The organism is Pseudorhodobacter ferrugineus DSM 5888, assembly GCF_000420745.1.
Taxonomy (GTDB): Bacteria; Pseudomonadota; Alphaproteobacteria; order Rhodobacterales; family Rhodobacteraceae; genus Pseudorhodobacter; species Pseudorhodobacter ferrugineus.
In genome coordinates, this window is record NZ_ATVN01000002.1 from 1 (window position 1) to 26,664 (window position 26,664).

General features: G+C 57.0%; 26 protein-coding genes and 1 pseudogene. 11 read left to right on the top strand and 16 right to left on the bottom strand.

Going from position 1 to position 26,664, the window contains the following annotated elements:
* Positions 1-79: 79 nt before the first annotated feature.
* From G560_RS18240 to G560_RS0101685, 5 genes are all read right to left on the bottom strand, one after another.
* A complete protein-coding gene (locus tag G560_RS18240; RefSeq protein ID WP_022702575.1) occupies positions 80-448 on the bottom strand; it encodes a tyrosine-type recombinase/integrase in 369 nt (122 codons plus the stop codon).
* Between the two features lie 901 nt (positions 449-1,349).
* Entirely contained in the window at positions 1,350-1,667 is a 318-nt protein-coding gene (locus G560_RS0101670; RefSeq protein ID WP_022702576.1) for a DUF3768 domain-containing protein, read from the bottom strand.
* Positions 1,657-2,091, bottom strand: coding sequence for a hypothetical protein (locus tag G560_RS21405; protein WP_022702577.1), 435 nt, complete (start codon positions 2,089-2,091; stop codon positions 1,657-1,659). Before G560_RS21405 ends, G560_RS0101670 begins: the two co-directional genes overlap by 11 nt.
* Before the next feature lie 153 nt (positions 2,092-2,244).
* Positions 2,245-2,958: an AAA family ATPase gene (locus G560_RS0101680; protein WP_022702578.1), complete on the bottom strand. Its 714-nt coding sequence runs from the start codon at positions 2,956-2,958 to the stop codon at positions 2,245-2,247.
* Between the two features lie 77 nt (positions 2,959-3,035).
* Positions 3,036-3,866 (bottom strand): hypothetical protein, encoded by an 831-nt coding sequence (locus G560_RS0101685; protein ID WP_155947092.1) that lies wholly within the window; start codon positions 3,864-3,866, stop codon positions 3,036-3,038.
* A gap of 244 nt (positions 3,867-4,110) precedes the next feature.
* Here G560_RS0101685 and G560_RS0101690 point away from each other — a divergent pair, with 244 nt between their 5' ends.
* From G560_RS0101690 to G560_RS0101705, 3 genes are all read left to right on the top strand, one after another.
* Entirely contained in the window at positions 4,111-4,962 is an 852-nt protein-coding gene (locus G560_RS0101690; protein ID WP_162140846.1) for a hypothetical protein, read from the top strand.
* A 155-nt stretch (positions 4,963-5,117) separates the two neighbouring features.
* Complete coding sequence (locus G560_RS0101695; protein ID WP_244870029.1) at positions 5,118-5,432, top strand: DUF6626 family protein; 315 nt, start codon at positions 5,118-5,120, stop codon at positions 5,430-5,432.
* Between the two features lie 527 nt (positions 5,433-5,959).
* Positions 5,960-6,322 carry a hypothetical protein gene (locus tag G560_RS0101705; protein ID WP_155947094.1) on the top strand — a complete coding sequence of 121 codons (363 nt, stop codon included), beginning with the start codon at positions 5,960-5,962 and terminating at the stop codon, positions 6,320-6,322.
* Between the two features lie 202 nt (positions 6,323-6,524).
* Here G560_RS0101705 and G560_RS0101710 read toward each other — a convergent pair whose 3' ends face one another.
* A complete protein-coding gene (locus G560_RS0101710; RefSeq protein ID WP_155947096.1) occupies positions 6,525-7,457 on the bottom strand; it encodes a glycosyltransferase in 933 nt (310 codons plus the stop codon).
* A gap of 17 nt (positions 7,458-7,474) precedes the next feature.
* Between G560_RS0101710 and G560_RS21740 the strand changes: the two genes are divergently transcribed.
* Together G560_RS21740 and G560_RS0101730 are read left to right on the top strand one after the other, a co-directional pair.
* Positions 7,475-7,594, top strand: a complete 120-nt coding sequence (locus G560_RS21740) for an SEC-C metal-binding domain-containing protein (protein WP_081647573.1) — start codon at positions 7,475-7,477, stop codon at positions 7,592-7,594.
* 452 nt (positions 7,595-8,046) lie between these two features.
* The gene (locus G560_RS0101730) at positions 8,047-8,649 is read left to right on the top strand and encodes a plasmid pRiA4b ORF-3 family protein (protein ID WP_022702588.1); all 603 of its coding nucleotides are present in this window, start codon (positions 8,047-8,049) and stop codon (positions 8,647-8,649) included.
* A gap of 57 nt (positions 8,650-8,706) precedes the next feature.
* Here G560_RS0101730 and G560_RS21410 read toward each other — a convergent pair.
* Positions 8,707-8,994: pseudogene (locus G560_RS21410) on the bottom strand (transposase); the annotation flags it as partial.
* 774 nt (positions 8,995-9,768) lie between these two features.
* Here G560_RS21410 and G560_RS0101740 point away from each other — a divergent pair.
* Entirely contained in the window at positions 9,769-10,665 is an 897-nt protein-coding gene (locus G560_RS0101740) for an HNH endonuclease (protein ID WP_022702590.1), read from the top strand.
* A 205-nt stretch (positions 10,666-10,870) separates the two neighbouring features.
* A complete protein-coding gene (locus G560_RS0101745; protein ID WP_022702591.1) occupies positions 10,871-11,416 on the top strand; it encodes a peptidoglycan-binding domain-containing protein in 546 nt (181 codons plus the stop codon).
* Positions 11,417-11,475: 59 nt separating this feature from the next.
* Here the strand turns inward: G560_RS0101745 and G560_RS0101750 are convergent, their stop codons facing one another.
* On the bottom strand, positions 11,476-11,682 hold the full coding sequence (locus tag G560_RS0101750; protein WP_022702592.1) for a cold-shock protein: 207 nt from the start codon (positions 11,680-11,682) through the stop codon (positions 11,476-11,478).
* A gap of 240 nt (positions 11,683-11,922) precedes the next feature.
* Here G560_RS0101750 and G560_RS0101760 point away from each other — a divergent pair, with 240 nt between their 5' ends.
* Complete coding sequence (locus G560_RS0101760) at positions 11,923-12,378, top strand: tellurite resistance TerB family protein (protein WP_022702594.1); 456 nt, start codon at positions 11,923-11,925, stop codon at positions 12,376-12,378.
* Positions 12,379-13,023: 645 nt separating this feature from the next.
* On the opposite strand, the gene G560_RS0101770 is transcribed toward G560_RS0101760, so the two are convergent.
* The 7 genes from G560_RS0101770 to iolD form a co-directional block, all read right to left on the bottom strand.
* On the bottom strand, positions 13,024-13,860 hold the full coding sequence (locus tag G560_RS0101770; RefSeq protein ID WP_022702596.1) for an NAD-dependent epimerase/dehydratase family protein: 837 nt from the start codon (positions 13,858-13,860) through the stop codon (positions 13,024-13,026).
* 16 nt (positions 13,861-13,876) lie between these two features.
* Positions 13,877-15,577, bottom strand: a complete 1,701-nt coding sequence (locus tag G560_RS0101775) for a hydantoinase B/oxoprolinase family protein (RefSeq protein ID WP_022702597.1) — start codon at positions 15,575-15,577, stop codon at positions 13,877-13,879.
* A complete protein-coding gene (locus G560_RS0101780; RefSeq protein ID WP_022702598.1) occupies positions 15,574-17,661 on the bottom strand; it encodes a hydantoinase/oxoprolinase family protein in 2,088 nt (695 codons plus the stop codon). The genes G560_RS0101775 and G560_RS0101780 overlap by 4 nt, the downstream gene beginning before the upstream one ends.
* A 101-nt stretch (positions 17,662-17,762) precedes the next feature.
* Positions 17,763-18,590 carry a class II fructose-bisphosphate aldolase gene (locus tag G560_RS0101785; protein ID WP_022702599.1) on the bottom strand — a complete coding sequence of 276 codons (828 nt, stop codon included), beginning with the start codon at positions 18,588-18,590 and terminating at the stop codon, positions 17,763-17,765.
* Positions 18,587-19,441, bottom strand: a complete 855-nt coding sequence (locus G560_RS0101790) for a 5-deoxy-glucuronate isomerase (RefSeq protein ID WP_022702600.1) — start codon at positions 19,439-19,441, stop codon at positions 18,587-18,589. Before G560_RS0101790 ends, G560_RS0101785 begins: the two co-directional genes overlap by 4 nt.
* Before the next feature lie 8 nt (positions 19,442-19,449).
* Positions 19,450-20,427, bottom strand: a complete 978-nt coding sequence (gene iolC, locus G560_RS0101795; RefSeq protein WP_022702601.1) for a 5-dehydro-2-deoxygluconokinase — start codon at positions 20,425-20,427, stop codon at positions 19,450-19,452.
* On the bottom strand, positions 20,427-22,292 hold the full coding sequence (gene iolD / locus G560_RS0101800; protein WP_022702602.1) for a 3D-(3,5/4)-trihydroxycyclohexane-1,2-dione acylhydrolase (decyclizing): 1,866 nt from the start codon (positions 22,290-22,292) through the stop codon (positions 20,427-20,429). The genes iolC and iolD overlap by 1 nt, the downstream gene beginning before the upstream one ends.
* Before the next feature lie 108 nt (positions 22,293-22,400).
* Here iolD and G560_RS0101805 point away from each other — a divergent pair, with 108 nt between their 5' ends.
* From G560_RS0101805 to G560_RS0101815, 3 genes are read left to right on the top strand one after another with little or no spacing between them, the layout of a single operon-like run.
* Positions 22,401-23,498 (top strand): Gfo/Idh/MocA family protein, encoded by a 1,098-nt coding sequence (locus G560_RS0101805; protein WP_028913612.1) that lies wholly within the window; start codon positions 22,401-22,403, stop codon positions 23,496-23,498.
* Positions 23,499-23,517: 19 nt separating this feature from the next.
* Positions 23,518-24,408 carry a sugar phosphate isomerase/epimerase family protein gene (locus G560_RS0101810; RefSeq protein ID WP_022702604.1) on the top strand — a complete coding sequence of 297 codons (891 nt, stop codon included), beginning with the start codon at positions 23,518-23,520 and terminating at the stop codon, positions 24,406-24,408.
* A 12-nt stretch (positions 24,409-24,420) separates the two neighbouring features.
* A complete protein-coding gene (locus G560_RS0101815; RefSeq protein WP_022702605.1) occupies positions 24,421-25,554 on the top strand; it encodes a Gfo/Idh/MocA family protein in 1,134 nt (377 codons plus the stop codon).
* 3 nt (positions 25,555-25,557) lie between these two features.
* Here the strand turns inward: G560_RS0101815 and G560_RS0101820 are convergent, their stop codons facing one another.
* Positions 25,558-26,562 carry a LacI family DNA-binding transcriptional regulator gene (locus G560_RS0101820; protein WP_022702606.1) on the bottom strand — a complete coding sequence of 335 codons (1,005 nt, stop codon included), beginning with the start codon at positions 26,560-26,562 and terminating at the stop codon, positions 25,558-25,560.
* Between the last annotated feature and the right edge of the window lie 102 nt (positions 26,563-26,664).

The following is a 26,664-nucleotide window of genomic DNA, read 5'->3' on the forward strand; positions in this document are numbered from 1 at the left end:
AACAGCATTGACGCCATCATGACATAGAGAACATAACTAATGGGTGGGTCAAATCGCGGTGACAATGCCGGGTCAGTTCTCAGTGACAATCAACAGTATTGGGGCTAAAATGCCCGCCCTTCTGACTGGGCAACAGGGGCGCATCAGGCTGATCAAAATCCACCAGTTCTGCATATTCAGCAAGGGCACGGCGCAAGCGTTGGTTCAAATAAACTGTTCTGCGATGACCGCCCTTGCTTTGTTCCGCTGACAAGATGAACTCGCTACGCACCGCCCCTGACTGCTCAAACACATCGCCGATTTTGAGCCCTGCAATTTCCTTGGCACGCAATCCGGCATAAAAGCTGACCATGACGATTGTGCGGTCACGAAGGGCGTGACGTCTTGTGGCGGTGTATTGTAGAACACGGCGCAGTTGAGCTTCATTGAGTGTAATGGCTTGGCGCATGCTGTTTCCCCTAAAAGATAACCTTATCAGTTGCTTGACTGTATAATATTAGGTCTGGGGACGTCGATCAGAAGCCGAACAGCAATTCCATCAAGGCCATCAATTGGTTCGGCTAAGACCTAAGGTAATGCTGGTTACATTAGGTTTTGGCCCGCTGCATATCCTGCTGGTCAGGCCACATTTGACGCCGTTATTTGCGCAAGTTGATAAATAACGATGAAGGCAGAAAAGGCTCAACTTAGGCACCACAAACGAGACCAAGGCTGGCACGCCGAATGATATAGTGCTGCGAACCCGTTCTGATGTGTGACGGTAAGCAAATGGGCTGCTCGTTGCCCGCTTCAAGTGACTACCCCATCCTCGTCGGTGGGATGCCTAAAGTTGCAAGGGAATAAATGTTTATCCAGCCAGCAGCTTCACTTGTCGGAATGGTGTTTGGTAACGTGAGTATATAGGCCGCAGAGCGGAGAAATATATGCTTACGGAAGTGAGGCGGATGACAGAGTTGGAAACAATGCCCGCCGTTTTGTAGGGTTGCCTGACCGTATGGGTCCTACAGATGCGTATGATACGCCAATAATAGAGATGATAGCAAAACCTGCTCTCCCCTGCGAAGGGTTTGGTGGTACGGGATGATAAGCGATATGCAAAGTGCATGAGCGATTTTAGATCAGAGCCTTCATCGGCTCTGGTCTGATCGCTCCTTGCAAGGCCCTAATAATACAAGAAAAGTTCAGTCTTTTATTCGAGTTAGCGGAAGTTCTGAAGGATTGAAGGACGAAGCGAATGCGAGCCGGCAATCCGAGGGACACATAGATGCGTAGCAGATATGTCGGATAATCAAAAATATCAGTGTTACCATTAAGGGCATGTCTGCCTGAATGAATGTGGGTTGGATGGCTCAATATTCCTCGCCAAGCATGATGGTGAGCACGCGGCAGGTGACATCTGGATCGCTGGGATCAGGGGAATGCATCTGCAAGTCCAGGTCGTAATAATCGAACTTCCAGAAGATGGTGGCTGCTGCGTGCACCAATGACCCAAAGTCGTGCTCGCCATAGGGATCATTGTCAGGGGTAAAGGCATCAAACCAGCGCACCCGATCCAGCAGGTCATGTAAACCGTCCAGTGCCTGAATGCTGGGTGTGAGCACAACGCGGCAGCCTGTAAAGGTCTGCCGTGCTTGGTCGTTTAAGTCACGAATGCGATTATCCGTCATGGCGCTTGCCCGACTTGATGGTCAGTGCCAATGCCTGATCCAGATCACCTGCAAGGGTGGCGTCGCGCAGGGCGTCCAATACCTCAGCCACTTGGGCTAAGTTTTTGGCAAAAACTGCGTTATGTTTGCCGTCAATCAGCAGCACCCGCAGCCCATAACGGCATTGCACATACCAGCCATCGTCTTGCACAAAAAACCAAGGACGGATGGTGCGCGGCTTGATCAGCTGCACCGCTTCACCAGTGTCATTGGTGACGGTGCGCTTTTGCGCAATGGTGTAGGTTTCGCCTTTGACGGCAGCGGCCAGCACCAGCTTTTGCTGATCAATTGCGGCCACGATCTTTGTACGACGTGTCGCCACAGGATCGGGCTGCTGGATATGCCGTGTCACCGATTTGAAGGTAAACTTGCTGAGATGTGTCATGCGCTTGCTCCTTGTGCTGCATTCACCAGCCAGCCTAGCGCCAGAAAAAATGATGGCCGACCAGAAGGTTAGCCATCAATGCCTTTTGTTTGGCGGTCCGTGGTTTCAAGCACGAGAGTGTGGAAAGCCCAGTCAGGGCTTTCCACGCGTCAATCAGATCGAGGTGCCGTTGATCGACACCTTTGGCGAGCTGGGCCGAATGATCCGCCCCGAACTGGCCACAATGCCCACACTGGGAGGGGCGGCATGACGTACATACCCCTCGACCCAATCGATCATCTGACGCAAACTGCCGTTAAAGTTGGTCAACAGCGTCTGCACAGCAGCAGGCGAGCAAGGCAGACCCTCTGCCCGCAAAATGTCCTGAACACGCTGCTCAATATCGCTGATACCTGGCAGGTCAACACGGACGACCGCACAGCGATCACAAAACCAATCCGGCAGATCATGCAAATTATTGGTGGTCATAATCACAGTGCCCTTGCGATCCGTTTCAATCAGGGCGTCCAGTTGTCCACGCAGTTTCGGGCTGCATTCGTCAACTTCATCGATGATCGTGTAGGCGCGACCTGCACTATTCACCATGCGCTGCAAATCCCAATCGCGCTCAATGTCTGCCCAGTCTTTGCGATCTTTGTCGATGCGACCATTGACAGTGATGTTTGGCAATTCATCAAAGGGCTGTCCGCACCGCTCAGCGACAATCATTTTGGCGGCACTGGATTTGCCAGACCCAATAGGGCCATGCAAAATCAGGTGCTTGGTGGCTTTGCCCGCAGCATAGTCGCGGATCGTTTGTTCCACATTGGGGTCTTTGAAGACCAGATCGTTGATGGACTTGGGCTGGTGGGTATTACGAAAAGTCATGGTGTTCTCCTTTTAATTGACTTTTTGGGGTAGTGAGTGGGCAGCGCATCAAACGCTGCCCATACTTGCTTGGCGGTTTAGGCAAATGCAGGCTCAGGGGTTTCCTGCGCGGTTTCGACAGCAGGTGCCTGCTCGGCCTCAACGACAGCAGGTGCAGAGGGCTGCAACATCTTCTTGCTCAATGCCGCGAGGTTCGCCCGCTTTTGATCCTCCGCACTCTGGTGCAGATCACTAACAGCCACCTTGGCAGCAGTGCTTTGGAGCGCCTTGCCCGCTTCCGTCAAAACGCTGTTCACAATGCTGGCTTTTTTGGTGCCGAAGATAATCGAGCCTGTGCCGTCTGCATTCTTGCGCACCAAGGCCAGCGAGTAGCGCTCCCCATCCGCAGGCATCAGCTCAGGTTTGAGCTCGAAAGCATCGTAGAGGGTGGGGCGATCTGCCTTTGCAAACTCAGCCTTTGCGATGCTCTGAATGGCTTCAGGGGCATTCGCGGGGGTGGTGCTGCTGGCACGGCGGATTTCGTCAATGCCGCCTTTGTGCTCAATAAACGCGGCCAGTGTCTGGGGCGTTTGGTCTTCTGCATGAGCAACCGCAATCACACGAGCATACCCGTAAAGGCGCTGCTTGATCTTCGTGTAAGTTGCTGGCGTGGCAAAAACGATGCGCACAACTTTGGTTGCAAGCGAAGTCCCGCTGTTGCCCTTGATGCCAAGCCCCTTGAGCACATCCTTGATCGCATCTGCGACATGGGGCTCTTTGGCGGCCTGCTGGTAAAGTTCCAAGCACCGCGCAAGGATTGCGTACAGCTCAGTGTTGCTGGAAGCGTAGGTGCCCAGCTCCCACTTTTTGCGCTGTGCTACGAGCTCAGCGATTTCTGCGTCAAAGTTTGCTTTGAAAACGTTCGTCATTTGTAGTTCCTTTATGTTGTGCGGCATCATTGCCGTGAACCAAACATGCCGGATTGAGCCCTCAAACTTGACTGGCCCGCGCACCCCCTGACTGAGGTTGTTAACATTGGGCAGATCATCACTTGGCAGCACGGTGACATTGCGGCAGGCTCAGTGACGAGCAGGAGGATGCAGCGTGTACGAACAAGAACGATTGGCTGATCAAGCGCAGGGCCTATTCTATTTCAGGCACGCACCGCCGTTGTTGACCCGCAACTTCGACATCCAAAGCTATCCAGCCAAACGCCCACAGCCCCCCTTCAAGGACGCAAAAGGCTGGCAATGCAGCGTCTACTATTACTGGTGGCGCTTTCTCAAAGAGAACCACGACCTCAAATCAGGCCGATATCGGGATGCCGATGGCCCACAAGGACGGGTGGCACGGGATTTTCGTGGCATTCATCAGATGAACTTCCCAAACTGGTGGATCAGCCATGGCAGGGAATTGTTTCGTGAACCTGCCGCAGGTGGCATTCAGGTCGTCAAAGGCGTGCCCAGCCCTGCCGACCGATTGGGTCGCGTGCTGGTATCCATCCCCTTCAATGGCGATGTGGATCGCACCTTGGCAGAATTGCGCTCGATCCTTACGCCCGCATTCAAAGATATGCAGCTGGAATTGGGACCAAGCCGCGCAAGATACCCTGTGCAAGTCACAACACCGCTTTATGCCTTGCACCGACGCTATGCTGTTTGGCGGGCACGCAGGGATAACCCCGAACTCAAGCTGCATGAGGTCGCGTTACTGGCGGGTATTCCAGCAAATGGACCAGAAGACGATCCAGACGTAAAACGAGTGCTGGCGGCTACGGCTAGTCGCTGCATCAAGGAAGCTGACGTCATCATTGAACAGGCTGGGCATGGCCTGTTCCCCATCACGAACGCCAAACAATTCGCTCAAGCCCAGAACAATCAATGTGTCGACGATGCTGACTGGGCTGATGACAGGGCTGAGATTTCAGAAAACGATCTGGCGGTGTGGTTGGATAAAATCCACGCAGATGACCCAGAGCGGGCTGCGCAGTACAAAGCAACAATTCTGCGATTGCGCGACGAATAGGGCAGAGTGTCTGGGAACATACTCTTTGAACATCGTTTTCAAAACACAGTCTTCAAACACGCTGTCAGACCACAACCTTTTCCCCTGCCGTGGATAAATACATGGGCAGGGCACAGGCCCGCTGCCATACGGGGAGATCAACAATGTCAATAATAGTGCTGGAACAGATCAGGCAAGAATTACTGGACTGCCGTGCCGTGTCATCCAACAGGGAGTTTTGTGAAGGTTGGCTTGCCAAGGACGAAAGCTACCTGCGTGTGTTACGCTTTCATGGCCTAGCACCCAGTGCAGACGCTCTGGGAACCTGTGCCAGCAAACTGGGCTACTATGCCTACCACCTGCGCCACAGCGACAAACCTGAACATCTGGATTGGGTGGAGCGCTTCTTGCGTCTTCGCGGTATTTGCTTTGACACCATTGAACGTCAGGGCAAAAGCAAATGGATGACACCCACGAGGATGGGGCTGTGATGCCAAAAGGGTTTTGCGAGGGAAAGATCGCTGACGCCCAGTTTTCTGGGGACCAGTACTTACAGTTTCAGGGGGCTGTTTTCGCCCGCCCCCAACCGGGAGAGCTGTCTTGTTGATTTGCGAAGTCGTTGCAAAATGCGACTGTGCTCGCTGTCAGAGACGGCCCCGCCCGCTGCCCATACCCGCACCAACCAAAAGCAAGCCGCGACCAGTCCGCAAGTCCAAGCCTGTGCCATTCAATCAAACCAAGTCTGACAATCTTAGCTGACCACGCTCAGACAGAGCTGCTGATGGGCAGTTCGCATCGTTGTGCGCCAACACCCCCGCCAATCAGGCTGTAGGTTTCTGCACTCTTTCTGGGCGACCTGCATCAAAAACATATGGACAAGGCAAAAGTTTGACCCGACCATGCTCTTGCATAGCGCAAATGCTTGAGGACCTCAGAATGCCAGTTACCTACAATCCTGCTGCTGAAGCTGTTTTCTACGCCAGCATCGCCAATGCGCCCGTGCTACTCAAAACGTTCTTTGATCAGCTGGCTGGGCATTTTCGCAAAAGGGGCGATACTTTTGTGGCCTATACGTTTTCCAATGAGCTATGGTCGCAAAGGCCAGATGCGCATCTGGGCGTTTTGGAAAAAAGCCGATGGTACAGAAGGCAAACGGGTTACTGCCACGTTGCACTGGCAATCACGCAAGCAGGCGGTATTTGTGCGCTGTTTGCTCACACCTGCCGAGATCAAACAGCGTGGGTTTGATGCGGTGGATAAGCCAAAAGCTGCGAAGGAAACGCTGAGCTGTGACTGGTTCTTACATGAAGATGACTGGGCGCACCGTTCATCGGATGTCATCGCCGCTCTGGACGCTTCTGCCAACAAGGCTGGGCCATAAAGGTTCCACCTGTCGGCTGGCATAACTTTCTCAATCGAAATATGCGTGCACCAATCCACTTTATTTTGAAAACTTCGATCAGACGACTGAAGTCGGCAAAACTTTTCTCCCAGCGCATTGAATTTCAGCACTGTCTCGATGGTCTGGGTCATTTGGGTTGCGGTCTTTGAGGCCATCATACGGTCCGAAGATTTGGACGTACTTATCGTAATGAGCGCAAGCCTACCATGATTTTCTTCCACCCAAAGGGGGCAATCCGGAAAGCGAACCTGTAGGCTTCTCGTCTGGAAAGCTTGCGGAAACGTGTTGAAATGTTCCCGTCATTGATATTCACGGTGGAAGGTGTGGCGATGTGAAAAATCCTCTCACCTAACTCGTCTTTTGCGAGTCTCAGATAGAGTTCATAGTCCATCGAATACCGTGCCGACAGGTTGAAACCATACCGTTTGACAATGTCAGATCGGATGTAGGTGTTCTGCATTCCCGCAATGGTTCGATGCTTCATTAACAATGGAAGGGTCATTGCCTTACAAGGGCATAGTCTGAGCTTGCGTTGACCCATTGCGTTCTGGGAATAACTATCGAAAAAAACCCCAATCGCTAAGGGCCGCTCATCTAGGGCTCTGAAAACATTTCGTAATGTTCCCGGCAAAATAATATCGTCAGCACCTAGATATCCAAATATCTCTCCATCTCCAATATGCTTAAGCCCTATATTGAGCGCATCTGAGATTCCCCTATCTGCCTCCTGTATCCATAATATATCCGAGTTACGCTCAGAAAAACTCCTGATTATATCATGTGACCCATCAGAGGACGCAGAATCCACAATAATCAGGCGTTTGTTCTCGTAATCCTGTGCTTCGAAAGCTTCGATGCATTCTTTCAGGTATTTTTTACAATTCAGGTTTGGTAGAACAATTGAAATTCTCATTAAGCTTCCCGTTTCACGCACCGAATTAGCACTCCCCCGTGAACGCATGTCACGGGGCTGCGCTAAGCAGATCCGGAACCAATTCACACCCTCAACTATCGCTGCAAAAGCAATGCCGGTCAAGGGTTGCAGCCGACATTCCCCAAGTGGCATGCTGGCTTGGCTGTCGGATGCCTTGCAAGGCATTTTTTCGGGTGACACCGACTACAGCGCCTTGATTGATAGCTTTAGCGGAATTCTTAGGTGATGGTGACAAGCAGAACAGGAAGGTTGGTAGAAATGATCCCTGCCTTTGCGGCAGCGGACGTAAAGATAAGAAGTGCTGTGCAGCAAACTGAATGATGACAGTGTGTTTTTCAAAGCAGTGTGTTCTGAGACTGTGTTTGGTTTACTGTGTTGACCACAGTGATTGCATCTGTGAAAGTGGAGATGGCCATCACACAGTTTTTCACACATAAGAAAATATTGTGGATTTATGGTTTTATATCAATGGCTTATTTTCAACGCAAGTATTGAAAATCCGCGTGTCGGCGGTTCAAATCCGTCTTCGGGCAACACTTTTACCAATATTATCATATAGTTAGGTATCGCACAGTTTAGACTTCGTGCGTTGCACAGTCATCGCACAGTTTTTTTCTGCGTTGGTACCTGATTTGGCTGGGTGATTTGGTATGTTGAACACAGTCTTCAGAACATGTGTAAAAACACAGTTTTCGCCCATACTTTTCAAACATAGTCACTGAACACAGTGGCATTGGAAGACCGCAACAGAATTGAAAAGGATTGCCGCATGACGCTGGTCGCACGTCTCAAGGTGACATTATCCGATATAGAGCCTCAGGTGCTGCGGCGCTTCGATGTGCCACTCAAGATCAAACTGAACCGCCTGCACGACGTGATCCAGGCCGCGATGGGATGGACCGACAGCCACCTTTATGAGTTCCGGGCCGGCGGTGTTGGCTGGGGCGCGCCAGATCCTGACGGCTATTACGATGGCCCGCTGCCCGCGAACAAATCCAGCCTGCTGGATGTCATCGAAGATGTCGGCACCAAGACCATCCATTACATCTATGACTTTGGCGACAACTGGCACCATGTGATCAAGGTCGAGAAAATCGACGACGCCATCCCGGGTGCTGCATACCCGCGCCTTGTCAGGGCCATCGGGGCATGCCCCCCTGAAGATGTGGGTGGCTTCCCCGGATACGCCGACTTCGTTGACGCCATGGCCGCCCCCAAACACGAAGAACACCATCGAATGCTGGAATGGTATGGGGAAAAGTTCGACCCTGAAGAGGCCGAGATCGGTCGCATCCTCGACAACTTCGAGCGCCTCGCCAAAAAGTGGACCCCAAAACCCCGCAAACCAAAGGCAGTTCCAAAACCCGTTTGAACAATAGGGCACGTCAGCGGCCTTCGGCGGGGGACTTCCTGGCGAAGTATGCGGTCGCTTTTTTAGGATGTCCCGCTCCTTCGTAACCCGCGCCAAATCGCGCTTGAGGCGGCGGATCTCATTCGCTTGCGCATGGACCTCTTTGACCGCCTTTGCGGGCCGCGAAAACAGCTTTTGCCAACTGTAGATCGACTTGGTGCTGCTTCTCGGCGATTGCATTCGCAATGCGCCTGTCAGCCAACGGGCACCCAATCGCTCGGCCACCTCGCGCACCGGATAGCCCCGATCCTCGACTTGGGCCACCGCATCGCGCTTGAACTCATCTGTGAATTTAGCTCCGGACATATCGTCCTCCTCGCTGCCAAAATTACCAAGCAAGGCGCCTAAAAATTTAGGGGCTATTCACTTGAATGATATCACAAACACGCAAACTTACTGTGTGATGAAGTTGGAAGGATAACATCCATAGCCACATTGGAGTCAGATGCCCACGTTCTGCTGGACGGTGCTGGCAAAGTGTAAAAGCGCAGCAACACCAAGCGCTGGCAGGCAACGTTTCAGATCGAAGGCCATTGGGTAGGCATCAGCACGGGCAAACGTGATCTGGAAGAAGCCAAGAACGTGGCCCGCGAACAGTATCTGGACTACAAATTCCGCGCCAACCACGGCTTGCCTGTTGTGACCAAGCGATTTGAAGATGTGGCCCGTGGCTTTGTGTCCCAAGCAAAAGTGCCCATCTGATCAACCCTTATTGGAACAATCTTACGCCACTATTGGAACGCTATTGGAACAAGTCTCATTGCCGTAGGGCGGCAAAATTTCAAAATACAAAAATATTATTATAATATAATCAATATTTTAGGTGGAATGGCTTGTCGAATAATCCTTATCGAAACAAGCTCGTTCGAAATAAAAATTCATCTGTCGTTCAGCCTAAGTCACAAAACCTATGGGCGCGCGCGGGTTTGGCAAGCATTGCACAATCGCGCGCCCCCTAAACCGATAAAATGCGAAAACCGTTAGACCCGCCACAGCATTTTTTGTTGATCGCCGCCTCCTTTGCATGTGACAGTTGATCAGGCGACCGCCGCGTGATGCGGTCAATAACGCGGGCGGTTCATGGCATTCGGTATCTTCATCCACAGGACAGATTCGATTTACGATGACGTGCCATCCGAGCAGTATCAATTCCCCAAGCAGTACCTGACCCGTGCCAAAGCATGCGAAGGCGACTGGGTGATCTACCTTGAACCCAGCAAAGTGCGAAATACCAAAGGCTATTTTGCCGTGGCGCGGGTTCAGCAGATCATCCCCGATCCACGGCACAGCGATATGTTTCTGGCTGTTATCGCGCCGGGCACTTACCTTGATTTTGGCGACGTTGTACCCTTTCGGGGCGATGACAACGGCGTCGTTGAGCGCGGCATCCTGAATGAACACGGCCAAATCTCGGGCCGTGCCCAAGCGGCGGTCAGGCCGCTGTCCCCATCCGATTTCGCCCGAATTGTCGAACGCGGGCTGGGGCAAGATGAAAGCATTTTGCCGCGAACCGACCAAGCCCCCCCAGGCTTTTCCGATGCTCCGGCGCTGTTTATGCACCTGACGGCCCGCGACCGTGTGGCCCAGCTGACGAACCGCGCGCTGCGGGATCGGAATTTTCGCAAAACCGTGCTGCGCGCCTATGGCGAGCGGTGTGCCATTACTGGCCTGCGGCTGATCAATGGCGGCGGGCGGGCCGAGGTGGAGGCGGCGCATATCCGTCCGGTTGAAAAAGATGGCCCCGATATTGTCAGCAATGGCATCGCCCTCTCGGGCACAGCGCATTGGATGTTTGATCGCGGTCTGGTGGGGCTGGATCAGAACCTGAATATTCTTGTATCGCGTCACGCCAATGATCCCGATGCCATTCGAACTATCCTTAATAAAACCGGCGCCTTGATCGCCCCAATCAGGCCCGCGGATCGCCCAAGGGCAGAGTTTGTGGCGTGGCACCACCAGAACTGCTTTAAGCACTAGCTGGTTAGAGCGGGACCAAACCAACCCACTCAGAAATAAGTGCGGATTCCCCAAACCAACGCTTATATAAAATACCAAACAAAATCGGTATCTTGAGTTATTGCTATCGCATATCGACCCGTTGATTTTGCCTAACACGGCACTTGTGCCCATGGTTTCCCTATCGCCTCGACTGCTCGGGGCCAAAGTCAAAAGGAAACCGACCATGCTGCTGACATCCAAAACCATCGCCTTTGCCACTGCCCTGTCCTTGACGCTTGGCGCCGCCGTTCCTGCCCATGCCTGGGGCCGTAATGAGCAGAATTTTTTGAAAGGTGTTGCTGCGGCCCTGATCGTTGGCGCCATCGTGCATGAGGGACAAAAAACGCGCAACGCGCCGCAGACCGCGCCAAAACAAACCTATCGCCAGCCGGTTTATCAAGAGCCTGCCCCTCGGCAAACCCGCCAGCACCAGCCGCGCTATCAAGAGCCAAAGGTCAAAACCGGGCGGGTAATTGGCCAAACTTCGCCCTATGGTTCGGGCGTGAATGACACCACCGCCGCCCGTGTCTTCAACCGCTATTCCTATGCCGAACGTATTGCTATCCAGCGGCAATTGGCGCGCTTTGGCTATTACTCCGGCACTCTGGATGGCAGCTTTGGCCCGCGCACCCACCAAGCTGTTTATGAGTTCGCCCGCAAGGCCGGCAAGCAACAAGCACTCGCATCCTCGTCCGGTGCCTACCGCGTGTATGACGCGCTGCTAGGGTGAAACGAAAACGGGGGCGGCCATCGCTGGCCACCCCCGTCCCAAATCATGCAAAGGGCAGATTATGCCAGTGCAAGGTTCGTTGCCGACTCACGACCATCACGGCCGGATTCGATATCAAAGGTCACAGCCTGACCATCGTCCAACTGGCGGATGCCAGCGCGTTCCAGCGCGGACACGTGAACGAATACGTCACGGTTTCCGCCTTCTGGCGCGATAAATCCAAAACCTTTGGTTGCGTTGAACCATTTCACGGTGCCATTGGCCATCGTGTATACTCCTAGTGTTTCGCCGCCCACATAACGCGGCAGCCCGGCTCAGTCAGATCAAGATCGAAAAAACTGAAGCCGTTAGGGAAACAGAAGGTCGAAAAAGAAAGCGTTGCTGTGCTCACATAGGGGCTTGTGCCCGCAATTGCAAGGGCAAGGTCGCCGTTCCAATCCCCTTGCAGCGCAGACCCACGGCCCGTAGCCTCAAACCTTAACCAGAACAACCAACAGGCCGCTCCAATGTTTGAACGTATCCTGCAGCTTTTCTCGCCCGTCAGCAGCTACCGCACGCCTTTACCCGAAGCCGATGCCAAACATGCGCTGGGCGCGCTTTTGGTGCGTGTGGCGCAGGCCGACCGCGCCTATCTGTTTCAAGAAGTCGAACGCATCGACCGCATTCTTGCCAAGCGGTTTGACCTGAACCCGCTAGAGGCCGCAAAAATGCGCGCGGGATGTGAGCGTTTGTCCGAAGACATGCCCGAAACCGAGGCGCTGATCGCCGTGCTGCACGACGCGATTGACGTCAAAGAGCGAGAGGCGACCTTGTTCGCCCTTTGGCAGGTGGTGTTCTCGGACGGGCAAGTGCATGAAACCGAGGATGATATGGTTGCCTTGGTCCGCCAAACCCTTGGTGTATCGCCCGAGGTTTGCGCCCGTCTGCGTCGCGACGCGTTGGCAGCACATAACACAGACTGACAAACACCCTTACGGTGGCTTACGGTGGCGGGCGCCCTTTGGGCGGCCGATCGCCTTAGCCATTATAGGCCCTGCGCCCACGGCTTTCCCCGCCGCCCCCCGCAGGCTGGTTTTGACCTGTTTTAGTGCCGATCTTATTCGCGCAATGTTTGCGCTGAAGGAGATAAGAAATGGCAAAGCGCCTTAGGCTTAGGGACCTTTTGGGTGCAGGTGAAACCGTAAGACTGCGCTTTTTTCAGGCCATAAGGCCGGGACATTAACCTTGGCCGTTATCGCCTATGCCAGCGAAACCGGCGAATTGATCGCTTTCGATCCACATGCCGGGACTGCAAGCACGCGCCTCTGACCGGTCGGGTGGTGCTGGGAAATGTCAGACGGGATGGGTTGTGGGTCTAGGCCTATGGTGCAGGCATCCTGTCAAAAGGGGGGGCCAAACCCACTATTGCTTTTGGTGCGACATCTTTTATCTGCGCCCAGTTGCAGATCAGCAAACTGCAAATCACTGTTTAGGTCAGTGTCCGATTTTTGGGCCGTCGCTTCGGCCCCCTTGACCGCAGGACTGCGATAGAGGGGGCCTTGGTCGATTTTGAAGCGGTGTTTTGATGTCGGCGGTGCAAGCGTTGGGTGCCACACCAGCCCTTGGGTTTAGATTTTCTTGGCGTCGTCTACGATGTTCAGTTTTGCCACGCCGCTTTCACCCAAGGGGATCGCAGCGAAGGGGCCGCCGTGGCACATATCGGTGGGGTCTTGGGGGTTGAGGGGGGCGGCTTGGCCCAGTATCTCGGCGGCGAATTGTTCGGCGTTATCCTTGGGGCGGTAGCCGAGGTAGTGGGCGAGGCTGTTATCGACCGGCGCGCGGTCGTTGTTGGACACGCCGTAGACCACGGTAAAGCCGGTGACGGGGGTGTCGATGGCGCGGGTGACGAGGTGGATCAGGTCATCATAGCTGAGCCATGAGCCGAGCGCGCGGGGATTGCCGACTTTGGCCGCGCTCAGGATGCGCATGCAGACGGATTCCACGCCGCGCTTTTCCCAATACAGGCTGGCCAAATCTTCGGCAAAGCATTTGGCGAGGCCGTAGAACGTATCGGGGCGGTGGGGGACATCGGTGCCGATGAACTGGTTTTTCGGATACATGCCGACCGCGTGGATCGACGAGGCATAGACCACGCGGCGGACCTTGTTTTGATAGGCGGCTTCCCAGATGTTATAGGCGCCGATGATGTTCGAGGGCAGGATCTGATCCCACGGTGCTTCGTCCCCGATGGCACCGAAGTGGACAACCATATCAGCGTCTTGCAGCAGGTCTACCATGGGCGCGAGTTCGGCAAGATCGGCCTGCACATAGCGTTCGTTGGGGTAGAGTTTGCCGATATCGGCGATACGGTCGGTGGTGACGAGTTCGTCGCACATCTGCGACAGGGGTTCGCGCAGGTAAGAGCCGAGGCGGCCGGCGGCACCGGTGAGGACGAGTTTTTTCATGGGTTTGTTCCTTGTATCAGATCGTTTCGCCCTTGCGGACCCTATCTTGCACTTGCGCGATGGCATCGGCGCTTAAACCATAGTCGCGGGCGGCGGCTTCAGGCGTGATATAGCCGCGCGCAAGGTCGCGTTTCACGGCATCCACAGGGCGCGCGCTGGGGTCGCCGTAGCCCGCGCCCCCCGGCAAGGCCAGCATCACGCGGCGACCTGCGGGGACGAATTGCTTGCCTTTGCCTTGCATTTTTGTGCCGTCATCTTGGGCGATGGTCGTGGGCGCGCCTGCATGCCCGCCTTGGCGGCCACGGGCGGGGTGATGGACGCGGTCGAACATGGCGGAAAAGTCGAATTCATAACCGTCGCGCGCGCCGACCTCCATATACTGCCCCAAGCCGCCGCGCGTGGCGCCTGCGCCGCCGCTGTCGGGGCGCAATTCCTTGCGCCAGATGATGACGGGGCCGGCGTGTTCGGTTGCCTCGATCGGCATGGTCATCACGCCAGAGGGGAAGGCGGTGGCGTTGAGGCCGTCATGATGGGGCCGCGCGCCTGCACCGCCGGAATTGAAGGTCAGCACCTCGGCCCGTGTTTTGTGGGGGCTGTTCGGGGCAGGGTGGAGCGAGAGTTGGAAGTTGCAAAGGCACCCCGCGCCTTCGGCTGGGACCACGCCGGGGATGATTTTATCAAGCGCGGCATAGACCGCATCGGGGACGAAATGGCCGATGATATGGCGCAGGGCCACGGGGGCGGGGTGGACGGCGTTGACGATGGAATTTTCGGGGGCGGTGACGCGGAAGGGTTCCAAAGACGCGGCGTTGTTGGGAATTTCCGGGGCAATCGCGCATTTCAGGGCATAGCAGGCATAGGCCTTGGCATAGACCAGCGGACAGTTGATGCCCTTTTTATCGACGCCGCTGGTGCCTGCAAAATCGGTCAGGATGTGGTCGCCAGCCACGGTCAGTTGCACGGCGATGGTGATGGGTGTGTCGAAACCATCGACAGTCATAGACCCGCTGGCCTGTATTTGTGGCAAGGCATTGATGCGGGCAATCGTGGCGCGGCGCGAGTTTTCAAAGATGAAGGCGGCGATGCCTGTCAGGTCATCAAGGCCAAATTCGGTCATCATATCGTGCAGGCGGCGGTGGCCGATTTCATTACAGGTGGCGAGTGCGTAGAGGTCGCCAACCAATTGATCGGGTTGGCGGACATTGGCGCGCAGGATTTGCAGCAAGGTTTTATCAACCGTGCCGCGTTCGGCGAATTTCATGATGGGCAGATAGAGGCCTTCTTCGAACACGCTGGCCGCATCGGCGCCGAAACCGCGGCCGCCGATATCAACCACATGGGCGGTGCACGCGAAAAAACCGGCGAGCTGACCTTTGTGGAAAGAGGGGGTGACGACGGTGAAATCATGCAGGTGGCCGGTGCCTTCCCACGGGTCGTTGGTGATGTAGACATCGCCTTCGAAAATATTATCAGGCCCGATGCGGCGGATGAAATGGGCCAAAGCATCGGCCATCGCATTCACATGCCCGGGGGTGCCGGTCACGGCTTGGGCGAGCATGCGGCCTTGGGCGTCATAGACGCCTGCCGACAGATCGCCTGCCTCGCGCACGGAGGTGGAAAAGGCGGTGCGCACGAGGGCTTGGGCCTGTTCTTCGACCACCGAGATGAGGCGGTTCCACATGACCTGATAGGCGACGGTTGAGGGGTTTCTGGTCATGGCTTGGCCCCTTGTGCGGTGATGTCGATGCAGCCATCGGGTTGGCAGATCGCGCGGCGGCTGGAGGGGAGGATGATGGTGGTTTCATCCTCGGTTATGATGGCGGGGCCGATGATATATTGGCCGGTGGCCATGTCGGCGCGGTGGATGATTTTTGCGTCGACAAAGGCGGACAAGGCCGGATCGAACATCGCGCGGCTGGAATGGCTGGCGGCGGGGGTGGTTTCTTGCAGTTCTGCAACTTGCGCCACGGTTTCGGGCGGGGTTGTGGCGTTGACCGACCAGACGGTGATTTCGATATCGAGGCCTTCTACCACGCGGCCGAAAAGTTTGGTGTATTCGGTTTTGAACAGGGTGGTGAAGGTGGCGGCATCGGGGGTGGTGGCTTGGGCTTCGGTTAGCACAATCGGAATTTCCCAGCCTTGGCCGGTGTAGCGCATGTAGGTTTTGTATTCGGAATTTATGGTCGCTTTGGCATCGCAATTGCGGACAAAGCCTGTTGCCTCGGATTTCAGATCGGCCAGAAGCGCGGTGATTTTGGCGGGGTCAAAATGGGATAGCTGCATGTAGACCGAGCGGTTTGCCTCAAAGCTGAAGGGCGCGCGCAGGAAGCCGATGGCAGAGCCTACGCCTGCGCCCGGCGGGACGAGCAGGCGCTGGATGCCCAGTTTTTCGCACAGGCGGCCAGCGTGGAGGGGGGCGGCGCCGCCAAAGGCGATCATGGTGTAGTCTGACAAATCCTCGCCGTTTTCAACGGCATGGACGCGGGCGGCGTTGGCCATGTTTTCATCCACCACCTCGGCCAGACCAAAGGCGGCGGTTGTGGCGTCCATGCCCAAAGGGGTGCCGAGGGTGGTGATGAGAGCGGTTTTTGCGGCATTCGTATCCAGCGCGATGGTGCCGCCTGCAAAACCGTCAGGATCAAGTTTGCCAAGCACAAGGTCGGCATCGGTCACGGCGGGTTTCGTGCCGCCACGGCCATAGCAGGCAGGCCCCGGTTCGGACCCCGCGCTTTCGGGGCCGACACGGATTTGGTTCAGGGCGTCGATATGGGCCAGAGAGCCGCCGCCTGCGCCGATTTCGACCATATCAATCACAGGGATGGAAATGGGCATGCCCGAGCCTTTTTTGAAGCGGTAGGTGCGGGCGACTTCGAACACGCGGCTGGTTTTGGGGGTTTGGTTTTTGATCAGGCAAATTTTGGCGGTGGTGCCGCCCATATCGAACGACAGCACCTTATCCAGCCCATGGCGGGCGGCGATGTTGGCGGCAAAAACTGCGCCGCCTGCGGGGCCGGATTCGACCAAGCGGACGGGGAAATCGGCGGCGCTTTCGATTGAAATAATCCCGCCACCGGAGTGCATGAGGAAGATGTTGCAGGCGACACCTTCGGTTTTCAGGCGGCCTGCGAGGCGGTCAAGATAGGACTTCATCAAGGGTTTGATATAGGCGTTGGCGACTACGGTGTTGAAGCGTTCGTATTCCCGCATTTGGGGTGATACTTCGCACGAGATGGAGGCCATGACATCGGGCAGGCGCTGGGCCAGCACATCGCGGACCATGCGTTCATGCGCGCCGTTCAGGTAGGAATGGATCAGGCCAACGGCAACGGATGTATAGCCGCCTTGCGCGATTTGGTCGGCAACTGTTTCAATATCGGCGCGGTCTAGTGGGATCAGGATGTCGCCCGAAGCATCAACGCGTTCGGTCACGGTAAAGCGCGATTGGCGGGGCAACAGGGGTTCGGGCAGCGTCAGGTTCAGGTCATACTGTTCAAACCGGCTTTCGGTGCGCATTTCAATCACATCGCGAAAGCCTTGCGTGGTGATAAGGGCGGTTTTTGCACCGCGCCGTTCGATCAGGGCGTTGGTGGCAAGGGTGGTGCCGTGGATGATCTGGCCAATGGCGGCTGGGGTAATGCCCGCCTTGGCACAGACCTGATGCATGCCGTCGATGATGGCGTTTTCGGGGGCGGCGTAGGTGGTCAGCACCTTGGTCGAATGGGACGTGCCGTTATGTTCCAGCACCACATCGGTAAAAGTGCCGCCGATATCCACGCCTAACCGTGTCGAAAACGTCTGCATAAGGGGTCGCCTGCCTTAAAATTTGAGTGTCGTTTCAAGCACCCTAGCGCGGCGGGGAGGGGTGTACAATTCTTGTTTGAGGCGCTGTGTTTTGACGCGGATTAAGGGGCGAAGGCGCGCAAGACCTGCCGTGTGGCGGCGACCATCGGATCGTGGGTTTCTTTCAAGATCGTCACGCGGTCAAAGCGGGCGGGATCACTGTTAACGGCTGTGCGCAGGGCCGCGCCAAAGGCCATGCGCAGTTCGGTGCCGATGTTGAACTTGCAGATATTCGAGGTGGTCGCCAGCAGGCGGCGTTGGTCAACTGGCACGCCTGATCCGCCGTGAATGACGAGGGGCACATCGGTCAGCGCCTCGATCGCGCGGATGCGGGCGATATCAAGACCACCCTCTTTATCCTGTTGCAAATGGACGTTGCCAACGGAAATCGCCATCGCGTCCACGCCGGTTTCACGGGCAAACTTTGCCGCTTCTTCGGGGTCGGTGCCTGCCGAGTTTTCGCCATTGGCATAGCCGACAAAGCCGATTTCACCTTCGCAGGAAATACCTGCCGCATGGGCCATTTCGGCGATTTGTGCGGTTTCCGCGATGTTTTGGGCAAGCGGTTTGCGCGACCCGTCGAACATGAGCGAGGTGAAACCGCTGTCGAGTGCCTCGCGGCATTCGTCATAGGTATAGCCGTGGTCAAGATGGGCGACCACGGGAACCGAGGCGTGTTCGGCCAGATGGCGGAACATTTTGCCAAGGATGGGCAAGGGCGTATGGGCGCGGCAGGATGGGCCTGCCTGAAGGATGACGGGGCAGCCTTCGGCCTCGGCTGCGGCCACGAAGGCGCGCATATCTTCCCAGCCCAATGTGACCAGACCGGCCACTGCATAACGGCCAGACAGGGCTGGTTGCAAGACCTGTGCAAGGGTGGCGAGGGTCATTTGAACTTTGCAATCATGTCTTTGATGCCGGGGATCGTTTCGATCTGATAGGCATGTGTGGGTTGGAAATACTGGATCAGGCTGCGCTGGGTCAGACCGCCGAGGATGGTGAAATAATACATCTCGTAGCCGGGCATCACGACGCAGGGATGATAGCCGCTTTTGAGGGTGATGGTGGATCGGTCCATGAGCTGATAGGCGTCGCCCGGCTTGCCCTCTTCGTGTTGGATGATCTGCACACCCGAGCCGTGATTGGGGCGAAAGCGGAAGTTGTAGGTTTCATCGTGGCGGGTTTCAATGATGTTGCCAGCGGCATCTTTGCGGTCGGTGTCATGCTTGTGTGCGGGAAAGCCGGACCAGCCGCCTTGACCGACGGTGAAGAGTTCGCTGACCAGCAAGCGGCCGACTTTGCCGTGGTATTTGGTGCCTAGGATATGCTTGATCTTGCGGTGGGTTTTGGTCTCGTCTGATCCGTATTGAACCTTATCGATATCGGCCACGCGCACCTCGAATGGGTCGAGCACCTTGTCATAGCGTGCGCCGGCGATGAAGGTTTCGGTGTCGCGGGTGGCGATGATTGTGACCTTTGCACCGACAGGGATGTAGACGCCTTCGGGTTCACCGTCCCAGACATCTGCGGTGCGGGTGCCGAGGGCTTTGTAGGTGATGCCTTCGACCTGCACATCGACGGTGCCTGTGGCGGGGACGATGCAGGTTTCATACCCCGGCACTTGGTATTCAAACGCCTCGCCTGCCTTTAGCTTGACGATGTTGAAATAGTTCAAGGGGACCGAGGCGTCATCTGCGTCTACGATGGGTTTGTTGTGGTTGTCATGGGGGGCGTAATGCATGATTTATCCTATTTCGGTTGGGTCGGGCCGGGGTGTGCGGCGAAGAATTTGGTAAGGTCGGCAGGGTAGGGCATGGCGGGGGCGCAGCCGGGTTTCGCCACGACAATGGCCGCGCAGGCCGAGCCGCGCAGGACCGCTGTGTGGATATCTTGGCCCGCCGCGATGCCAGACAGCAGGCCCGCCATGAAGCTGTCACCCGCGCCTGTGGGTTTCAGGGCGGAGACGGGGTAGATGCCGGTTTTGATCTCGGCGTTTTCGGCAAAGGTGATCGCGCCGAATTCGCCCATTTTATAGACGACGATGGCGGCGGTTTTGGCAAGGTCGCGGGCCTTTGCGAGGCCGCGGTCTTTGCCGCCCGCCATAAAGCCGAACTCATCATCATTGCCGACGATCACGTCTGACATAGCGCCTGCGCGTGACAGCACATCGGCGGCGACTTGGGGCGAGGGCCAGGAATAGGGGCGGTAATCGACGTCAAAGATGATGGGCAGGCCAGCGGCGCGGGCCAGTTCAAACGCGCGAAAGGCGGCGGTGCGAGAGGGTTCGGCTGCGAAGACCGTGCCTGCGGTGACGAGGGCGCCGTAAGCGGTGTAATCGATGGCCTCGACATCCTCGATGGTCATTTGGAAATCGGCGGCACCGTTGCGGTAAATCACGGATTGGTGGCCTTGGACGCGGCTTTCGTAGAGCGCGAGGGAATTGCGCGCCTCGCCGCCGATGGGTTTTACATGGGTGGTATCAACGCCGTAGTGGTGGAGTTTGTTCACGCAAAAGCGGCCCACGGCATCATCGGACACGCGCGTGACAAGCGCTGCTTGCCCGCCGAGTTTGACGATGCCCGCCGCGATATTGGCGGATGAGCCGCCCATATCGGCGGTGAATTGATCGGCGGTCTCGACAGCTTCACCAGGGGCGGGGAACAGATCCATCCCCACGCGACCGACGATGATAAAACGGTTTTTGGCGATGCCTTGGCGGACGTCCATCACACGCCCTTTCGCTGTTTGGCGCGGCTTGATTCCACCTCGCGGTGTTTTGCAGCGACTTTCGGGTTTTGGGTGGTATGGGGCGTGCCCACCTCCCACCATGTGTGACCTTGGGTGGTCCAGCCGTCATAGGCATCGACCTGCATGACAATGACGCAGGTTTTGTCGGCGGCTTGGGCGCGTTTGAACGCGGCTGCAAATTCGGCGGGGTTCGATGCGGTTTCGGTTTGTGCGCCCATAGCGGCTGCATGGGCCGCGAAATCGACAGTAAAAGGGGCGGGGACGGTAGGGCAATCGGCGATCAGGTTGTTGAAACTCTCGTTGCCGGTGTTGTTTTGCAGCTTGTTGATGACCGCAAAACCGCCGTTATCCAGCAAGCAGATGATCAGCTTGCGGTTGGTCAGGACCGAGGAGTAGATGTCGGAATTCATCAAAAGATAGGAGCCGTCGCCGGTGAAAACTATGGTGTCACGGTCGGGTTCGCGTTCGAATTGTGCAATGCGTGCACCCCAGCCGCCGGCGATTTCATAGCCCATGCAGGAAAAGCCGAACTCGACATCGACGGTGCCGATATCTTTGGTTTGCCAGTGGGCCGTGACTTCGGCGGGCAGGCCCCCTGCGGCGGCGACAACGCGGTCGCGGGGGTGGCAGAGGTCGTTTACAGCGCGAATGGCCTTGGCATAGGAATTGGGGCCGTTCGAGGGGGTTGTTATGTCATTGGTATAGGCAACCCATTTGGTGCGTTCGGTTTGTGCGAAGTCTGTCCAAGTAGCGGGGGCGCGGTGGGATTTGAGGGCGGCGGTCAAGGCGGCAAGCGCCAGTTTCGCATCGCCCACCACGGGGAGCGAGAGGTGCTTCATCGCGTCATGGCGGCCCACGTTCAGGCCGATGATCTGGGCATCCTTGGCGAATGCGGTCCACGACCCCGTGGTGAAATCTTGCAAACGGGTGCCGACAGCAAGGATAACATCGGCCTGTTCGGCAATGGTATTGGCGCTGTCGGATCCGGTGACGCCCACGGGGCCGATGTTCAGCGGGTGGGTTTGGATCAGGTTGGCACGGCCTGCGATGGTTTCGACCACGGGGATGTTATGCGCCACGGCAAAGGCGGTGAGGTCTGCCACGGCGCCGGAATATTGCACGCCGCCGCCTGCGATGATCATCGGGCGTTTGGCGGTTTTCAGTAGGGCGGCGGCATCGTTGATTTCCAGCGCATCAGGGGCTTGGCGGCGGATGCGGTGGGTGCGTTTGGCGAAAAAGCTTTCGGGGTAGTCATAGGTCCAGCCCTGCACATCTTGGGGCAGGCCGATGAAGGCGGGGCCGCAATCGGCGGGGTCGAGCATGGTGGCAAGGGCGGCGGGCAAGGATTGCAGGATTTGCGCGGGGTGGGTGATGCGGTCCCAAAACCGCGTCACGGCCTTGAACGCGTCATTCACGCCGAGGGTTGGATTGCCGAAATGTTCAAGCTGTTGCAGCACGGGATCGGGCAGGCGGGTCAGATAGCTGTCACCGCAGAGCATCAGCATGGGCAAACGGTTGGCATGGGCAAGGGCGGCGCTGGTGAGCAGGTTGGCCGTTCCTGGCCCCGCGCTGGCCGTGCAGAACATGAAGCGCTGACGCAGCCATTGTTTGGCGTATCCGGCGGCGGCAAATCCCATGCTTTGTTCGTTCTGGCCGCGATAGAGCGGCAGCGCATCGCGGGCGTCATAGAGGGCCTCGCCCAGACAGGTCACGTTGCCGTGGCCAAAGATGCCAAAACCGCCACCGCAGATGCGCCGTTCCATCCCGTCAATCTCGATATACTGGTTGGACAGGTAGCGAATAATCGCCTGCGCTGTCGTCAGCGTAATGGTTTTATCGGTCATGTCAGTGTTCCCCAAAGCCTGCGCTGCAAATGCCGCTTGCGCGTGTATCATGGCAAGGATACAAGTTTTGCAACCGGTTGCAAACAGATTCAATCCGCGGAGGGCACCATGGCAGAAATTGGTATCGGGATCATCGGCGGCGGCTATATGGGCAAGGCGCATGCGGTGGCGATGGCGGCGGTGGGGGCGGTGTTTGACACCGCATTGCGGCCACGGTTGGAGATGGTTTGCGCCAGTACGGATGCGAGTGCGGAACGCTATCGCAAGGCGTTCGGGTTTGCCCGTGCAACGGCGGATTGGGCCGTGTTGGTGCGTGACCCGAAGGTAGAGGCGATCGTGATCGCCTCGCCGCAAGAAACCCACCGCGAGATAGCCTTGGCGGCATTCGCGCTGGGCAAGCCGGTGTTTTGCGAAAAGCCCTTGGGCGCGTCATTGGACGACAGCCGCGCGATGGCGGCGGCGGCCAAAGGCCAGATCAGCATGACGGGGTTTAACTATATCCGCACCCCTGCCAGCCAGTTTGCGCGGCAGTTGGTGGCAAGTGGTGCGATTGGCGATGTGACGTGGTTTCGGGGGGAGCATACCGAAGATTTCATGGCCGACCCGAACAGCCCCGCGACGTGGCGCACGCTGGGCGATGCGAATGGCACGATGGGCGATTTGGCCCCGCATATGATTAACGCAGCCCTTGCGCTGATCGGGCCAATCGGGTCGTTAATTGCCGAGGTGGAAACGGTCCATCCCACGCGCCCCGGTGGGGTTGTGACCAATGATGACCACGCGCAAATGATGTGCCGTTTTGCGAATGGCGCGATGGGGCAGATGTATTTCAGCCGGATCAGCCATGGGCGCAAGATGGGCTATGCCTATGAAATTACAGGTACAAAGGGCGCGATCAAGTTTGACCAAGAGGACCAGAACGCGCTGTGGCTGTATTCGATGGATGAGCCAGAGGCGACGCGCGGCTTTCGTAAAATTCTGATGGGGCCTGCGCATCCTGATTACTTGCCGTTTTGCCAAGGTCCCGGTCATGGCACGGGATACCAAGACCAGATTATCATCGAGGCGCGGGATTTTCTGCGCGCGATTGAAACGAAAACTCCCGTTTGGCCCACCTTTCAAGATGGGCTGGACGTGACCCAAGTTGTCACCGCGGCGCTTGCGTCATCCCGTGCGAAAGCATGGGTCGACGTGGCTGCATTTTAGGTTTGCGAAAGGCACTGACATGACCATCAAAATCGGTAACGCGCCCTGTTCCTGGGGCATCGAATTCGCCAGCGACCCGTCCTATCCGACATGGCAGTCCGTGTTGGATCAGTGTGCAGGCGCGGGTTATAAAGGGATCGAACTTGGCCCCATTGGCTTTATGCCCGAGGATCCAAAGGTGTTAGCACCTGCCTTGGCCGAGCGTGGTTTGGAGATTATCGGTGGCGTGGTGTTTCGGGCGTTTCATGATGCGGCCAAATGGGACGATGTGATGGATGCGTCTGTACGCACCTGCAAGGCGCTGGTCGCACATGGGGCCAAGCATCTGGTGTTGATCGATAGCATTTCGCCCCGCCGCGCGCCGACTGCCGGGCGGGCAGGTGAGGCCGAGCAGATGGACCGCGCGGAATGGACCGCGTTTCGCGACCGGATTGCCACCATCGCGCGGATGGGCGCCGAGGAATATGGCCTGACCGTGGGCATCCACGCCCATGCGGCGGGGTTCATGGATTTTGAGCCGGAATTGGAGCGGTTGCTGGACGAGGTGGACGAAAGCATCTTGAAGATTTGCTTTGATACCGGCCACCATTCCTATGCGGGGTTTGACCCTGTGGCGTTTATGGACCGCCATATCAAGCGCATTTCCTATATGCATTTCAAAGACATCGATCCGGTGGTCAAGGCCGATGTGGTGGCCAAGCGTACCGATTTCTATACCGCCTGCGGACAAGGGATTTTCTGCAATCTGGGCAAGGGCGATGTGGATTTTCCAGCTGTGCGCCAACGCCTGCTCGATGCAGGGTTTGAAGGGTGGTGCACGGTGGAGCAAGATTGCGACCCATCCAAGCCCGGCACGCCGATGGAAGACGCGCGGGCGAACCGCGAATACCTGCAATCTATTGGGTTTTAAGGGGCATTTGACATGGCAAAACTGAAATGGGGCATGATTGGTGGCGGTGAAGGGAGCCAGATTGGCCCCGCCCACCGTTTGGGTGCGCAAGCTGACGGGCTGTTTGAATTTGCGGCAGGCGCGCTGGATCACCGCGCCGATGCAGGGCGCGACTATGCCCAACGGTTGGGGGTTGCGGCGGACCGCGCCTATGGCGATTGGCGTGAAATGTTGGCGGGCGAAAAGGGGCGGGCGGATCGTTGTGATCTGGTCACGGTTGCCACGCCCAACGCCACGCATTTTGAGATTACCAAGGCGTTTCTTGAGGCCGGATTCAACGTGCTGTGCGAAAAGCCGATGACGATGACGGTGGAAGAGGGCGAAGAGATTGTCCGGGTCGCAGAGGCCACGGGCAAGATCTGTGCCGTGAACTACTGCTATTCCGCTTATCCGATGGTGCGCCAAGCGCGCGCAATGGTGCGGGCGGGCGAGTTGGGCAAAATCCGTCTTGTCGTGACCAATTTCAGCCACGGCCACCACGGCGATGCGGGGAATGCCGACAATCCGCGCGTGCGCTGGCGCTATGACCCGGCCATGGCGGGGGTGTCGGGGCAGTTTGCCGATTGCGGTATTCATGCGCTGCATATGGCGAGTTTTATCTGCGACGATCAGGTGGAAAAACTGTCTGCTGATTTCGCCTCGACCATCCCAAGCCGCCAGTTGGAAGATGACGCGATGGTTAATTTCCGGATGGCGGGCGGTACGGTTGGACGGCTTTGGACATCTTCGGTGGCGATCGGGCGGCAGCATGGGTTTGAGATTCAGGTGTTTGGCGAGACGGGCGGCTTTCGCTGGGCGTCCGAGCAGCCGAACCAGCTGATCTATACTCCCGTGAACGGGCGCACGCAGATTATCGAAAAGGGTGAGGGCGGTTTGCATGCCGATGCGCAGCGCCTGAGCCGCGTGTCGATTGCCCATCCCGAAGGGTTCCCGCTGGCCGTGGCAAATATTTACTGCGATTTGGCCGATGCCATTCGGGGTGAGGCGCGCGACGGTTTGCCAACGGCATCGGACGGGGTGCGGTCCATGGCGGCGGTGCATACGGCTGTGGCCTCGGCCAAAGCTGACGGCAAGTGGATGGATGCGCGGCCACCGATGTTTCGGTAAGATCTATGGCTTTGAGCGGGGCCGTAATGTGCCCCGCTCGATCACTTTGCACGGAAACAGCCGCGCCTCGGGGTAGCGGTCGGGTTCGCTGAGCAAACCGACCATCAGTTCGACGGATGCCTTGACGATGGGCTTGATGGGTTGGTGGATCGTGGTCAGGTTGATGTTCTGCCACGCGGCCATTTCCATATCGTTCAGGCCAATGATGCCGATATCCGTAGGCACGTTCAGGCCCGCATCCTTAATCGCGCTGAGGGCGCCGATGGACAGCACATCGTCGCCACAAAAATACGCCTCGGCGCGGGGGTGCGCGAGCAGGCGCTGCATTTCCGCGCGGCCCGCGACAAAGGAATAGGCATCGGCAAAGCTGTGGGTGCAGGCGATGTGGGGGTGTTGGGCGATTTCTTCGGCAAAGCCTTTGAGGCGGTCTTGGGTTGAGGTGGCGGCTTTGGGGCCGCCAAGGAAAGCTACGTGCCTATAGCCGCGCGCCACCAGTTCGCGGGCGGCCATGCGCCCCGCCTCGACGTTGTCGATACCCACGACATGCACATCGGGGTTGCTGGTATAGCGGCCAAAGGTGTGGACCACGGGCAGGCCCTGTTCGCGGTAGGCCTTGGAAAACACGGGGGGCAGGGTGGAAGACGCAACGATTGCGCCATCGACCGAATATTGCTGAAGCATTTGCAGGGAATGTTCGGGCTGGGTTTCATCGCTGAGGTTGACCAGAAGCGGGCGCAGGCCGCGGTCTTGCAAGCCGCGGGTAAACAGGTCGAAGACTTGCAGAAAGATCGGGTTGTGAAAGTTGTTGCTGATCAGGCCGATCAACTGGGTGCGCCGCGTGGTCAGGCTGCGGGCCAGAAAGTTGGGGCTGTATCCGAGTTCAGCCGCGGCACTTTCGACTTTTTGGCGCATTTTCGGCGACACAGACGCACCATCGGTAAAGGTGCGCGACACAGCCGAGGTGGAAACCCCCGCCCGAATTGCCACATCCTTTAACGTCGCCGCCATTTCGCCCGCCTTTTTCCCGTTTCAGGCAGGAGAGCCACAGCAATATACACTTGTCCACAGAAGAATTCGCAAATTTTCCTTTACAGGGTTTCGTTCCGGGCA

Bases quoted from the DNA above. Each gene is read 5' to 3' on its own strand.
- G560_RS0101670 (WP_022702576.1), bottom strand. From the start codon at position 1,667: ATGACGGATAATCGCATTCGTGACTTAAACGACCAAGCACGGCAGACC.
- G560_RS18240 (WP_022702575.1), bottom strand. From the start codon at position 448: ATGCGCCAAGCCATTACACTCAATGAAGCTCAACTGCGCCGTGTTCTA.
- G560_RS0101815 (WP_022702605.1), top strand. From the start codon at position 24,421: ATGGCAAAACTGAAATGGGGCATGATTGGTGGCGGTGAAGGGAGCCAG.
- G560_RS0101820 (WP_022702606.1), bottom strand. From the start codon at position 26,562: ATGGCGGCGACGTTAAAGGATGTGGCAATTCGGGCGGGGGTTTCCACC.
- iolD (WP_022702602.1), bottom strand. From the start codon at position 22,292: ATGACCGATAAAACCATTACGCTGACGACAGCGCAGGCGATTATTCGC.
- G560_RS0101745 (WP_022702591.1), top strand. From the start codon at position 10,871: ATGCTGCTGACATCCAAAACCATCGCCTTTGCCACTGCCCTGTCCTTG.
- iolC (WP_022702601.1), bottom strand. From the start codon at position 20,427: ATGGACGTCCGCCAAGGCATCGCCAAAAACCGTTTTATCATCGTCGGT.
- G560_RS0101730 (WP_022702588.1), top strand. From the start codon at position 8,047: ATGACGCTGGTCGCACGTCTCAAGGTGACATTATCCGATATAGAGCCT.
- G560_RS0101785 (WP_022702599.1), bottom strand. From the start codon at position 18,590: ATGACCCTCGCCACCCTTGCACAGGTCTTGCAACCAGCCCTGTCTGGC.
- G560_RS0101740 (WP_022702590.1), top strand. From the start codon at position 9,769: ATGGCATTCGGTATCTTCATCCACAGGACAGATTCGATTTACGATGAC.
- G560_RS21405 (WP_022702577.1), bottom strand. From the start codon at position 2,091: ATGACACATCTCAGCAAGTTTACCTTCAAATCGGTGACACGGCATATC.
- G560_RS0101805 (WP_028913612.1), top strand. From the start codon at position 22,401: ATGGCAGAAATTGGTATCGGGATCATCGGCGGCGGCTATATGGGCAAG.
- G560_RS0101775 (WP_022702597.1), bottom strand. From the start codon at position 15,577: ATGACCAGAAACCCCTCAACCGTCGCCTATCAGGTCATGTGGAACCGC.
- G560_RS0101810 (WP_022702604.1), top strand. From the start codon at position 23,518: ATGACCATCAAAATCGGTAACGCGCCCTGTTCCTGGGGCATCGAATTC.
- G560_RS0101680 (WP_022702578.1), bottom strand. From the start codon at position 2,958: ATGACTTTTCGTAATACCCACCAGCCCAAGTCCATCAACGATCTGGTC.
- G560_RS0101780 (WP_022702598.1), bottom strand. From the start codon at position 17,661: ATGCAGACGTTTTCGACACGGTTAGGCGTGGATATCGGCGGCACTTTT.
- G560_RS0101790 (WP_022702600.1), bottom strand. From the start codon at position 19,441: ATGCATTACGCCCCCCATGACAACCACAACAAACCCATCGTAGACGCA.
- G560_RS0101750 (WP_022702592.1), bottom strand. From the start codon at position 11,682: ATGGCCAATGGCACCGTGAAATGGTTCAACGCAACCAAAGGTTTTGGA.
- G560_RS0101760 (WP_022702594.1), top strand. From the start codon at position 11,923: ATGTTTGAACGTATCCTGCAGCTTTTCTCGCCCGTCAGCAGCTACCGC.
- G560_RS0101685 (WP_155947092.1), bottom strand. From the start codon at position 3,866: ATGACGAACGTTTTCAAAGCAAACTTTGACGCAGAAATCGCTGAGCTC.
- G560_RS0101770 (WP_022702596.1), bottom strand. From the start codon at position 13,860: ATGAAAAAACTCGTCCTCACCGGTGCCGCCGGCCGCCTCGGCTCTTAC.